Source organism: Amycolatopsis sp. NPDC034160, from assembly GCF_055575355.1.
Window position 1 is genome coordinate 112,512 of the sequence record NZ_JBVISU010000022.1, and the last position, 12,444, is coordinate 124,955.

General features: G+C 67.7%; 8 protein-coding genes. 3 read left to right on the plus strand and 5 right to left on the minus strand.

Going from position 1 to position 12,444, the window contains the following annotated elements; genetic code table 11:
- Positions 1–181: 181 nt before the first annotated feature.
- From ACZ54P_RS33020 to ACZ54P_RS33030, 3 genes are read left to right on the plus strand one after another with little or no spacing between them, the layout of a single operon-like run.
- Positions 182–1,018, plus strand: coding sequence for a substrate-binding domain-containing protein (locus tag ACZ54P_RS33020; protein ID WP_465465521.1), 837 nt, complete (start codon positions 182–184; stop codon positions 1,016–1,018).
- Positions 1,019–1,067: 49 nt separating this feature from the next.
- Positions 1,068–3,278 (plus strand): glycoside hydrolase family 3 C-terminal domain-containing protein, encoded by a 2,211-nt coding sequence (locus ACZ54P_RS33025; protein ID WP_465465522.1) that lies wholly within the window; start codon positions 1,068–1,070, stop codon positions 3,276–3,278.
- Positions 3,279–3,327: 49 nt separating this feature from the next.
- Entirely contained in the window at positions 3,328–4,335 is a 1,008-nt protein-coding gene (locus ACZ54P_RS33030; RefSeq protein WP_465465523.1) for a LacI family DNA-binding transcriptional regulator, read from the plus strand.
- A 100-nt stretch (positions 4,336–4,435) separates the two neighbouring features.
- On the opposite strand, the gene ACZ54P_RS33035 is transcribed toward ACZ54P_RS33030, so the two are convergent.
- Genes ACZ54P_RS33035 through ACZ54P_RS33055 form a run of 5 tightly spaced genes read right to left on the minus strand, consistent with a single transcriptional unit; the run spans position 4,436 to position 12,444 of the window.
- Positions 4,436–7,240, minus strand: coding sequence for a beta-galactosidase (locus ACZ54P_RS33035; protein ID WP_465465524.1), 2,805 nt, complete (start codon positions 7,238–7,240; stop codon positions 4,436–4,438).
- Positions 7,237–9,480 carry an alpha-xylosidase gene (gene yicI / locus ACZ54P_RS33040; protein ID WP_465465525.1) on the minus strand — a complete coding sequence of 748 codons (2,244 nt, stop codon included), beginning with the start codon at positions 9,478–9,480 and terminating at the stop codon, positions 7,237–7,239. The genes ACZ54P_RS33035 and yicI overlap by 4 nt, the downstream gene beginning before the upstream one ends.
- Complete coding sequence (locus ACZ54P_RS33045; RefSeq protein ID WP_465465526.1) at positions 9,477–10,289, minus strand: carbohydrate ABC transporter permease; 813 nt, start codon at positions 10,287–10,289, stop codon at positions 9,477–9,479. The genes yicI and ACZ54P_RS33045 overlap by 4 nt, the downstream gene beginning before the upstream one ends.
- Entirely contained in the window at positions 10,286–11,170 is an 885-nt protein-coding gene (locus ACZ54P_RS33050; protein ID WP_465465527.1) for a carbohydrate ABC transporter permease, read from the minus strand. The genes ACZ54P_RS33045 and ACZ54P_RS33050 overlap by 4 nt, the downstream gene beginning before the upstream one ends.
- Entirely contained in the window at positions 11,167–12,444 is a 1,278-nt protein-coding gene (locus ACZ54P_RS33055; protein WP_465465528.1) for an ABC transporter substrate-binding protein, read from the minus strand. The genes ACZ54P_RS33050 and ACZ54P_RS33055 overlap by 4 nt, the downstream gene beginning before the upstream one ends.

The following is a 12,444-nucleotide window of genomic DNA, read 5'->3' on the forward strand; positions in this document are numbered from 1 at the left end:
AGAATTCGGCGTCGCCGACGGTCCGGACGGGTCGGGAGTGGCGGTTCGGGTTCGAACCCGAATCGCCACTCACGACCAGCGGTACCGACGCCTCATCCGCCCTCGCCGGTCACGGCCCACCGCTGATTCGCGGCCGAGGTCCCAGTTCCAGTGGCCGGGGTTCGGGGGATCCCACCAGTCCGTGTTCTCGCGCGTGGTCCCCGGCGGCGCCTACCAGAAGCCGGGCATCGTCGCGCCGGGCTTCGCCGCGGCGGGCGGGCGGCTGCTCACGCGGGCGTCGAGCTACGACCCGGCGGAGGACCGGCGCCGGGCGGGCGAGCTGCGCGACCGCGGGCTGCAGGCCCTGCTGGTCGCGCCGAGCACCACCGGCCGCGCGGGCAGCGAGCTGTCGCGGTCGCTCGGCGGCCTCTCCGTACCCGTCGTGCTGGTCGAGCGCCTCCCGCCACCCGAACTGCCGTCGATCGGCCTGGACGCCGTCGTCACCGATCACGTGATCGGCGCGGGAATGGCCGTCCGTCATCTGGCGGCATTGGGGCACCGCCGGATAGGTTTGGTGCTGTCCCGGCAAAGCCCGCACAGCGAACAGATCCGGATTGGCTGGTGCACCACGCTGAAGTCGCTCGGACTCGGCACCGAAGAAGTGCCCTCGATGGACATTCCGCCCTACGGTCTCCCCGGCTGGCCGGGTGAGGCCGACGAACTCCTCGATCGGTATCGGGGCGCGGGCACGACGGCCCTGCTGGTTCATGCCGACCGGGAGGCCATCGGCATGGCCGAGCGCGCGCAGGAGCGGGGCATCGGGATACCGGGCGAGCTCACGATCGTGTCCTACGACGACGAAGTGGCCGCCGCGGTCGATCCGCCGTTGACCGCGGTCCGGCCGCCGAAGCATCGTCTCGGGGCGCTGGCCGCCGAACTCTCGCTCGCGAGGGTGGACGATCCGATCGACCGGCCGGTACACCGCGTCGTGCTGTGGCCGAACCTCGCGATGCGCCATTCCTGCGGCTCCCCACCATGAACCCCAGCCCAGTACACATTGGACAGACCGCCGCCGGAAAGGAATCCCGTTGACCCCGCCGATCGAATCCACCGAACTCACGCTCGAACAGAAGGCGTCGCTGCTGTCCGGCCGCGATTTCTGGCACACCGAAGCGATCGAGGACGCGGGTGTCCCGTCGATCCTGCTCTCCGACGGGCCGCACGGCCTGCGACGGCAGGACAGCGACGCCGACAATCTCGGGGTCCACGACAGCGTGTCGGCCACCTGTTTCCCGCCGTCGGTCGCGGTGGGGTCCAGCTGGGATCCCGAGGTCGCGGCGCGCGTCGGCGCGGCCATCGGCCGGGAAGCACGGGCAGCCGGGGTGTCGGTGGTGCTCGGACCGGGCGTGAACATCAAGCGTTCCCCGTTGTGCGGCCGCAATTTCGAGTACTACTCCGAGGATCCGCTGCTGAGCGGGGTGCTCGCCACCGCCTACGTGCGGGCCATGCAGGCTGAGGGCGCCGGCGCCTCGGTGAAGCATTTCGCCGCCAACAACCAGGAAACCGACCGGATGCGGGTCAGTGTGGACGTGGACGAGAGGACCCTGCGCGAGATCTACTTCCCGGCGTTCGAACGTGTCGTGACCGAAGCGCGTCCGGCGACGGTGATGTGCTCGTACAACCGGGTGAACGGTGTCTACGCCTCGCAGAACCGCCGTCTGCTCACCGACGTCCTGCGGGACGAGTGGGGTTTCGACGGCACCGTCGTGTCGGACTGGGGCGCGGTGAACGACCGGGTCGCGGCGCTCGCCGCGGGGCTGGACCTCGAAATGCCGGGCACGGGCGGCAGTGGCGACGCCGAGATCGTGGCGGCGGTCCGGAACGGGGAGCTGGACGAAGCCGTCGTCGACCGGAGCGTCCGCCGCGTTCTCGACCTCGTCGGCCGGTCGGTTCCCCCGGCAGGCGCCATCGATCCGGACGAGCAGCACGAGGTGGCGAAACAGGTCGCCGCCGACTGCGCGGTCCTGCTGAAGAACGACCGGGACGCGCTGCCGCTGAGCCCGCGGTCGGCGGTGGCGGTCGTCGGCGAGTTCGCCGCGAGCCCGCGGTTCCAGGGCGGCGGAAGCTCCCACGTCAACCCCACCCGGGTCGACGCCGCGCTCGACGCGATCCGGGAACTCGGCGAGTCCGTGACCTACGCGAGCGGACTGGCCGACGACGCCGTAGAAATCGCCCGCCAGGCCGACGTCGCGGTGGTGTTCGCGGGTTTGGGCGAGAGGGACGAATCCGAAGGCTTCGACCGCGAGACCATCGATCTCCCGGCGGCGCAGATCGAGCTCATCAAGGCGGTCGCGGCCGCGAGCAGGCGGACCGTGGTCGTCCTCTCCCACGGCGGTGTCGTGTCGCTGGAGGGGTGGCACGATGACGTCGACGCCATTCTCGACGGCTGGCTGCTCGGCCAAGCGGGCGGAAGCGCGATCGCCGACCTGCTCTACGGAGTCACCAACCCGTCGGGCCACCTAGCCGAAAGCATCCCGCTGCGGCTGCGGGACAACCCCAGCTACCTCAACTTCCCCGGCGAGTCGGGCCACGTCCGGTACGGCGAAGGCGTCATGGTCGGCTACCGGTACTACGAAACCGCCGAGGTCGCCGTCCGCTACCCCTTCGGCCATGGCCTGTCCTACACGACCTTCGAGACCACCGACCTGACGGTAACGGCGACGGGCGACGACACCGCCACCGTCGCGGTGAGCGTCACCAACACCGGGACCAGCGCCGGGAAACACGTCGTCCAGGTCTACGTCGCCACCAACGCGGCTCCGGTGCGCAGCCCGGCGCGGGAACTCCGCGCGTTCACCAAGATCTCCCTCGAACCGGGCGAGACCCGCCGGGTCGAGCTCACCCTCGGTCGCCGCGCCTTCGCCTGGTACGACATCGAACTGAGCCGGTGGGTGGTCTCCCCCGGCGACTACAGCGTCCAAATCGGGCAGGACGCGGCGCATATCGTCGCCAAAACGCCGATCACACTGGCAGGCGACGTCATCATCCCGGTTCTGTCGCTCGATTCGACGGTCGAGCAGTGGTTCGGTCACCCCGTCGTCGGCCCGGAACTCGGCGCTCTGCTCGCCGCGAACCTGCCCGACGAGCAGAGCGAGCAGGCGCAAAAGAGCGCCGACTGGATGCGCATGGTCGCGTCCATGCCCATGCGCCAGTTCACCAAGCTCATGGCCTACCGGGGCGTCGAACTGCCCGCCGAAAGCCTGCCGCGGCTTGTCGAGCTGAGCAAGGCCGGCGCGTGACACGGCCCGAGGTCGTCGAATCGATTCGACTCCGCACTATCATCGAAGCATGGTCACCATCGCAGATGTCGCCCGAGCGGCCGGGGTCTCCCCGAGCACCGTGTCCTACGTGCTTTCGGGCAGGCGTTCGATCTCCGAGGACACCCGTCGCCGCGTCCAGCACAGCATCAGCGAATTGGGTTACCACCCGAACGCCGGCGCCCGCGCGCTGGCCAGCAGCCGCACCAACGTGCTCGCGCTCGTCGTCCCGCTGCGGACGGACCTGAACGTCCCGGTGGTCATGCAGTTCGTCGCGGGCACGGTCACCAAGGCCCGCACCTACGACCACGACGTGCTGTTGCTGACCAAGAACGAAGGCCCGGACGGATTGCGCCGGATCGCGGCGTCCGCCATCGCGGACGCGCTGATCGTGATGGACGTCGAGACCTCCGAACCCCGCCTCCCGGTGCTGAGATCCCTGCACCGGCCGGTGGTGCTGATCGGCGTTCCCGCCGACCCCGGCGACCTGACCTGCGTCGATCTCGACTTCACCGCCGCCGGCGCGATGAGTGTCACGCATCTGGCGGACCTCGGCCATCGGGAGGTCGCGCTGATCGGCCCCTCCCCCGCAGTCTACAAGCGCGGCACAAGCTATGCGGGCCGTTTCCTGCGTGGCTTCCGCCAGACCGCCTCGAAACGCAAGATCCGCGCGGGCTCGTTCCCGTGCGCTCCTTCTTATGACGCGCTCCGCACCTGCCTTGACGACGTGTTCGCCAAACACCCCGGCGTCACCGGGCTGGTCGTGCACAACGAGGCCATCCTCGGCCCGTTGCTGTCCGAACTGAGCCGCCGCGGCAAGCAGGTACCGCAGGACATCTCGGTACTGGCGGTCTGCCCGGAGGACATGGCCGAGGCACAGTCGGTCCAGCTCACGTCGATCGCGATACCGGCCGCCGAACTCGGCAGCCTCGCCGTCGAGATGGCCATGCGGCGGCTCGACGACGGCGGCCAGGCCGAAGTCCGGTTGCTGTCACCCCGGCTGACCGAGCGGGGCAGCACCGGTCCGGCGGCTACCTGAACGGCCTGAACCGAGGGGGTGGCGGTGTGGCGTCGGTACAGGGGGTCGTGAGTGGCGATTCGGGTTCTAACCCGAATCGCCACTCACGACCAACCCGCCCCTACCGTGACCCCCCGGTCCAGTGATTCCCCAACTGGACAAGGCTCACCGGCACCGGCGCACCCGGCCCGGCTTCGGTCGAGACCACCGCCAGCGACAGACTGTTCGCGTTCTTGAGCACTCCGGCCGGCAGCACGAAGTCGCGTTGCGGACCGCCGTTGACGTACTGGCCCATGTTCCAGCCGTTGACGAACACGAACACCCGGTACTTCCCTGCCCGCTCCCCGAACCGCAGCGCGACCGAGACGTCCTGGTTCTTGGGCGTGTCGACCCGGAAACCGGTGCGGTACCAGGAGACCCCAGGTTCCGCAGTGGCAGGAGGCCGCTCCCAGCGCCCGTGACCACCGCCCGGGAGATGCCAGCCCTCGCGTTCGCCGTACAGGCCGCCGGTGTTCAGCGGGCCGCGTTCGGCGTCGGTGGTGCGGCCGCCTCGGATCTGCCAGGAGATCTTCGCGTCGCCGATCGCCGCCCCGAAGAGACCGCGCGGCTGTTTGAACCTGGTGTCGTCGGCCGTCCAGTCGTCGTTGTGCCCCATATTGGTCACGAGCACCGAGAGCCGGGCCGGCCTTCCCTTGACCAGTAACCCTTCCGGCACCGCGAAGTCACCGCGGCCGGGGTCGGGGTTCACCGGTTGTTCCGAATCGGCTTGCGTACCACCGAGGGCGGACCCGAGATAGCGTCCGTTGAGCCACACCAGATAGCTGCCGCCCTTACCGGTGATGGCGTTCAGTGACACCGTCTTCTCGCTGCCGTCGGGGGTGAAATCCCCGCGATACCAGACGTTGCCGTGGTGGTAGCCGTACTCGTCGGAATAGAGGACCGGCAGGGTCTTCGGCTTGATGGGGCTCGCGGTCGTGGTCTTGTCCGCGGCCGTCCAGCCCGTGTCACCGGTGGCGGGCGGTTCGGCCCGGTAGCGCCAGTCCGACAACGCGGGCAGTGTCACCGCACGTGGACCCGGAAGCGCGCCCAGCAGCGAACCACTCGGCGTGCGCCTGGTCTCCACCTGCCTGCCGCCGACGACGAGCCGCCGGGCCGGCGCGAAGACCTCCACGTCGCCCGGTGCGTCCGTGTCGGCCCGGAGCACGAGCTTGTCGTCCGTAATCTTGGCCTCACGCACGACAGAGGTGCCCCGGACCAGTACCGGGCCGGCCTCGGTGTCCATCCGCCAGAACTGGGCGGCGGTCTCGTCGGTGCCGAGCAGGAGCAGCATCGGCGGCCGTCCCCCACCCGAGACGAGCACCCTGGCCAGCCCCGAGTGAGTGTAGTCGAGACGCAGATCCTTGCCGTCGAACGAGCTTCGCACGTCACCTTCGAGCACGCGCACGGTCGGCGCCGACGAATACCGCAGCACCGTCGATCCCTGCTCGCCTTGCCGCCCGTACAGCATCGCGACGTCGCGGCCGTCCGCGGTGACGTGGGTCAGGATCTCCGAGTTCGACCACACCAGCCGCTGCCCGCCGAGGTCGTATCCGGCGACGAGGATCTTGGCGTCCCGCCCGGAGACGCGGACCGGCACCGAGTAGTCGCCGTCCGGCGTCGACCAGTCCAAAGTGGTCGAAAGATCCGTGGACGCGCGCCGATCCGCGTGGCGGACGAGGACGAACTGCGTACGAGTGTCCGGATTGGACCTCGCCTGGGTGAAGACCGCCGGGTCCGCGGACTTCGGCGCGGTGGCCGGGTCCGTCTTCGTCAGCGGCGCGACCGTGGTCATGAAGTAGCCCTGACGCTTGAATTCGTCGTACTTCGGGGTCAGTCCGCGTGACTCGGTGATCGCCGCGCCGTAGTCGTAGGAGGTGTAGACGTCGTTCGGTTGCGGCAGCCACCCCCAGGACGTGCCGCCGTACAGCATGTAGTAGCCGAACATCGTCGCGCCGCTGCCGACGGCGTTCGACTTGTAGTACACCTTCATGTAGTCCGGGCCGGTCAGTTCCCGGCACTTCTCGTAGCCCGCGTTGTTCAGGTCGATGGCGCCCGCCTGGTATTCGGCGGCGTAGACCGGCGCGTCGTCGCGCAGCCGTCGTGTGACGCCTTCGCCCCAGGTACCCCACGTGTCCGGATCGGGACAGTTGAACGCCTGCGGATAGTCGTCGACACCGGGGATCTGGACGGCGCCTTGGCCGGACGACCAGTTCGGCAGGTCGCCGTTGCAGCAGTTGTTGTGCACGATCGGCACGTCGATCCCGTCGGCTCTGGCTTTTTGCTGGAGCTGTTCCATGTAGAGCGGGTCGACGTTGGCACCGTATTCGTTCTCCACGTTGTACGCGATCACCGAGCCGCCACGGGTGACCTGATGGCGGGCCAGGATCGGGTTGATCCGGCTGAGCCATTCCCGGTAGGCGGCGGTGTAGCCCGGGTCGCTCGACCTCGCGCGCCCGTCGACCGTCTTGAGCCAAGCGGGGAAGCCGCCGCCGGTGGTCTCGGCGTTGATGTAGGGGCCGGGCCGGGCGACCACGTAGAGCCCGAGTTCCTCGGTCATCCTCAGCAGCCGCTCCACGTCCCGCACGCCGCTGAAGTCGTACACACCGGGCGCCGGAGAGTGGTAGCCCCAGTGGAAGTACAGCGAGACACCGGTGAACCCGGCGGCCCGGATCTTCTCCAGCACGTCCCGCCACAGCTCCGGGCTGGGCAGCCGGAAGTAGTGGAACTCGCCGGACCACAGCATGATCCGGCGGCCGTCGACGGTGAGCGAGTACTTGTCGTAGCCGACCTGGTGTTCCCGTGCCTGCGCGACCGGCGCCGCGGTCACCGACGGAGCGGGTGCGACGACCAGGCCCAGCAGCATCAAGAGGGCGGTGAGGATCCTCATTGGACACCTTCGATCGTCAAGGCGGTTCCCGTCGCCACGATCGGATCGTCACCCTCCGGGAAGGCCACCTGCCAGGCTTGGGGCGCGGACTCGGCGTCGACGTGGACGCTGTCGCCCTCCCGGCGGATGTGGAAAGTCGACTCGCCGACGGTGGTGGTGATCCGGGCGCCGTCCTCCAGCTGGTACAGCCGCAGCGTGACACCGTCGGCGTAGTCGTAGTCAGGCCGGTCGTCGACGGCACCCACCGGCAGCACGGTGTTGGGCCGCACGAGCAACGGAACGGTGAGCATGTCGCACACCGCGGTCACCCATCGAGGCCCTTGGATCTCCTCACCGGTGAAGTAGTCGGTCCAGACGCCGTCCGGAACGTAGTAGGTCACTTCGCCTTCGTCGGAGAACACCGGGGCCACCAGGAGGGAGTCACCGAGCATGTACTGCCGCTCCAGGTGGGCACAGGCCGGGTCCGTGGGAAATTCCAGCGCCATCGCCCGCATCATCGGGATGCCCTCGGCCGACGCCTGGGTCGCCGCGCGCCAAAGGTACGGCATCAGCCGCGCCTTGAGCTTCGAGAACACCCGCAGGACGTCGACGGCTTCCTCGTCGAACAGCCAGGGCACCCGATAGGACGAACTGCCGTGCAATCTGCTGTGCGAGGACAGCATCCCGAACGCGATCCAGCGTTTGAACAAGGCCGGATCCGGCGTGCCTTCGAAGCCGCCGATGTCGTGGCTCCAGTACCCGAAACCGGACAGGCCGAGGGACAGCCCGCCGCGCAGGCTCTCGGCCATCGACTCGTAGGTCGATTCGCAGTCACCGCCCCAGTGCACCGGGAACTGCTGCGACCCCGCGGTGGCCGAGCGGGCGAACACCACTGCCTCGTCTTCGCCGCGGTGTTCGCGGAGCACGTCGAAGACGGTCTTGTTGTACAGGTAGGTGTAATAGTTGTGCATCCGCTCCGGATCGGATCCGTCGAAGTAGACGACGTCCGTCGGAACCCGCTCGCCGAAGTCGGTCTTGAAGCAGTCCACGCCCTGGTCGAGCAGCGCGGCCAGCTTGCCCGCGTACCACTCGCGCGCGGCGGGGTTGGTGAAGTCGACCAGCGCCATCCCCGGCTGCCAAAGGTCCCACTGCCACACGTCACCGTTCGGTTTGCGCAGCAGGTAACCGCCGGCGACCCCCTCGGCGAACAACGGCGACCGTTGCGCCACATACGGATTGATCCACACCGAGATACGCAGGTCCCGTGCTTTCAGGCGCTCCAGCATGCCGACGGGGTCCGGGAACGTCCGCGGATCCCATTCGAAGTCGCACCAGTTGAATTCGCGCATCCAGAAACAGTCGAAGTGGAACACGCTCAGCGGCAGGTCGCGTTCGATCATGCCGTCGACGAAGCCCGAGACCGTCTCCTCGTCGTAGGACGTGGTGAACGACGTCGACAGCCACAGTCCGAAGGACCACGCGGGCGGGAGCGCCGGCCTTCCGGTCAGCGCCGTGTACTTGCGCAGTATCTCTTTCGGGCTCGGGCCGTAGATGACGAAGTACTCCAGCGACTGGCCCTCGACGCTGAACTGCACGCGCGACACCGCTTCCGAGGCGACCTCGAAGGATACGTGTCCCGGATGGTTGACGAACACGCCGTAACCGGCGTTGGTCAGGTAGAACGGCACGTTCTTGTAGGCCTGTTCGCTGCTCGTGCCCGCGTCGGCGTTCCAGATGTCGACGACCTGGCCGTTGCGCACCAGTGGCCCGAACCGCTCGCCGAGCCCGTAGACCTGGGCCCCCACCCCGAGATCGAGTTGGTCACGGACGTGGTGCGCGCCGTCGAGGCTCATGAAACCCATGCCCTTGGCGCCGCTGGTCGTGAGCACCTTGTCGCCCGCGACGAAGTCGACGTTCCACCCCTCGCCGCGGTTCAGCCGGACCGACAACGCGCCGGCGGTGAGCGTGTGGCCGTCCTCGGAGACTTTCGCCTCCTCGTCGACGGTCGACAGTTCGAAGTGGGGCTCTTGCGGCAATCCGCCCTCGAAATGGGTGACGCTCACCCCGATCACGTCCGGCATCGGCGAGAAGAACCCGACCGTCGCCACCGGCCCCTTCAACAGGTCGCCGCGGTGGCGGATGCGATGGGTCGGCGCGTGCACCACGATCCGGCCGTCCCCGGCGGTGAGGTCGTACACCTCGACCGGATGCGCCGCCTGTACCCCGTCGCGCAGCAGCCAGTAGCCGTTGCTGAATTTCATTTGACCGCCCCTGCCGTGATGCCACGTGTCAACGTCCGCTGGAAGATCAGGAAGAAGGCGATGGCCGGGATGACCCCGAGCAACGCCGAGGCACTGGTCATGGTCGCGTCCATCATCCGCTGCCCCTGCAACACACCCAGCGCGACCGGGACGGTCTGGGTGTCGTTGGAGATCAGCAGGATCAGCGGCAGGAAGAACTCGTTCCACGTCCAGATGAAGAAGAACACGAACAGCACGCCGAGGGTCGGCTTGCTGATCGGAACCACGATTCGCACCAGGGTCTGCCATTTGTTCGCGCCGTCGAGGTAGGCGGCCTCGAGCAGCTCGTGCGGGAACCCGACATAGGTCGAGGACAGCAGATAGGTACCGAACGCGGCCTGGATGATCGTGAAGATGATGATCACGCTGAGCTGCGTGTCGTACAGACCGGTCTCGTTCGCGAGGAAGTACAGCGGGTAGGCCAGCGCTTCCTGCGGCAGCGTGTTCGCGATGAGGAACGCGACCAGGATCCACGTCCGGCCGCGGACCCGGCCGATACCCAGCGCGTAGGCGTTCAGTACCGAGATCACCACCGCGAGCACCGCGACCGTTCCGCTGATCACGACGCTGTTGAGCAGCTTCTGCCCGAAATCGACCCGTACCCAGAAGTCGATCAGCCCCTGCAGGTACACCCCGTCGGGAAAGGACAGCGGACCGTCCGCGGCGTACTCCGCCGGGGACTTCAGCGCGTTCACCGCCACGATCAGGAACGGCGCGAGCATCACGACCGCGAGAACGATCAACGACCAGAGCGTCAAATGCCGTTTCACGCACGCTCACCCCGCCTCTGAATACGAAGGAACACCGTGGTGAGGACGAGGATCAGGACCGTGAGCACGGTCGCGATCGCCGCGCCGTAGCCGACCTGGGTCTTCTCGAAGAAGTTCTGGAACGAGTAGTACGACGGTACGTTCGTCGAACCCCCTGGACCTCCCCGCGTCAGCACGTAGATCGGTCCGAACACCTTCAACGCGGCGATGGTGCAGGTCAGCAGGACCACGAAGACCTCGGGCCGCAGCTGCGGCACGGTCACATGCCAGAACCGGCCCCACCACGACGCGCCGTCCAGCTCGGCCGCCTCGTTCAGTGACGGATCCGCCCGCTGCATCCCGGCCATGAAGATCACCACCGGGTAGCCGACCTGGATCCACACCATCACGCCCATCACGCTCCACAGCGCGACATCCGGGTCACCCAGCCAGTTCCGGCCGAGCGACCCGAGACCGACGGCGGAGAGGAGTTCGTTGACCGCGCCCTCGGGTGCCAGAATCCAGCTCCACACGACGCCGGCGACCGCGATCGGCAGCACCTGCGGCAGATAGACACAGGCCCGCAGCACACTGGCCGCCCGCGTCCCGAACCGCTTGGCCACGAAATCGAACAACGCGGCCGCCACGACCAGCCCCAGCACTGTCGGCACGATGGCCATCGCCACCACGAGCCCGAGGTTGTGGCGGAACGACGCCCAGAAGACGTCGTCCGCGAACAACCGCCGGTAATTCTCCAGTCCTGTCCACTTCGGATCGCCGGCGCCGGACCACTGGGTGAAGCTGATGCCGATGTTCATCGCGAACGGCACCAGGATCACCGCGATCAGCAGCAGCGCGCCGGGGATCAGGAAGAGCAGATAACTTCCTCGTCCTCTGGTCATTTCCCGATGTTCGCCAGATTCTCCTCGTAGGGCTTGGCGAGCTCGTCGAGCGCCTGTGACGGCGAGGCGCTCGACGTGATGAGCTTCTGCGTCGCCGAAACATGGACGTCGTAATATCCGGGAGCGGGCCAATCGGGATAGAACGCCAGCTTGTCCTGAGTGGACAGAGTGGTGAAGTCCTCCACCAGTTCCTTCAGCCGGGGGTCGGCGGGCGGCGTGGGGCTGTTCACCACCGGGACACCACCGGCCTCACGCAGCTTGTCCTGAATGGGCTGCGACATGGTGATCGCGATGAAGTCGAGCGCGAGGTCCCGGTTCTTCGCCCCCTTGGGGATGACCCACATGTTGCCCGCGGACCCCGAGGTCATTCCCGGCCACGGGACCGAACCCCACTGGAAGTTCTTGATGCTCTGCACCAGCCTGCCGTACCACCAGCTGCCGCTGATCATGATCGGGTACTTGCCCTGCATGAACGAGGTACCCATGCCCTCGGCGTCCACCCCGGCCGAATCCTTGCTGATGTAGCCCTTCTTCACCCAATCGGCGAAGGTCGTCGCACCGTAGGTCCACGCGGCGTCGTGGAAGTCCACCTTGCCGGTGTAGCGCTGGTAGCGGTCCACCCAGGCGCGGTCGGCCTTGGTCAGCGCGAGCTGGTACAGGACCTGGTGCGCCGGGTACTCCGACCCGCCGACGGCCAGCGGGGTGACCCCGGCGGCGGCGAACTTGTCCATGGCCGCGGTCAGCTGCTCGATGGTCTTGGGCGCCTCGAGACCCTGCTGCGCGAACATGTCCTTGTTGTAGAAGATCTTCACGTACTCGGCGTAGTTCGGGACCCCGTACCAGTTCCCGGACCCCATCACGCCGTTCTCGTCGTACCGGGCGGTGGTCTGCAGCGCCGGGGTGAGCTGCTTGTCCCAGCCGCGTTTGGTCACCTCGTCGCTGATGTCGGTCAGGAGTCCCTGCTTGGACAGCAGTCCCGCGGTGGCGTTGCCCTTGTTGTATTCCAGGATGTCCGGCGCGTCATTCGAATTGAGCACCATCGGCGCCGTCTTCTGGATCTGCTCGAACCCCTTCTCCTCGAAGGAGACCTTGACACCCGGGTGGCTCGCTTCGAACTGCTTGATCGCTTCGGCCCAGGCCACGCCCATCGCGCTGTCCGGCGGCTCGTAGTGCCAGAGCTTCAGCGTTTTGGGGTCGCCGCTGCCGGATCCGGACCCGCAGCCGGCGATGGCCAGCATGGCGACCATCGCGGCGGCCAGTACTCGCTTGGACAT

Bases quoted from the DNA above. Each gene is read 5' to 3' on its own strand.
- ACZ54P_RS33035 (WP_465465524.1), bottom strand. From the start codon at position 7,240: ATGAGGATCCTCACCGCCCTCTTGATGCTGCTGGGCCTGGTCGTCGCA.
- yicI (WP_465465525.1), bottom strand. From the start codon at position 9,480: ATGAAATTCAGCAACGGCTACTGGCTGCTGCGCGACGGGGTACAGGCG.
- ACZ54P_RS33055 (WP_465465528.1), bottom strand. From the start codon at position 12,444: ATGTCCAAGCGAGTACTGGCCGCCGCGATGGTCGCCATGCTGGCCATC.
- ACZ54P_RS33030 (WP_465465523.1), top strand. From the start codon at position 3,328: ATGGTCACCATCGCAGATGTCGCCCGAGCGGCCGGGGTCTCCCCGAGC.
- ACZ54P_RS33050 (WP_465465527.1), bottom strand. From the start codon at position 11,170: ATGACCAGAGGACGAGGAAGTTATCTGCTCTTCCTGATCCCCGGCGCG.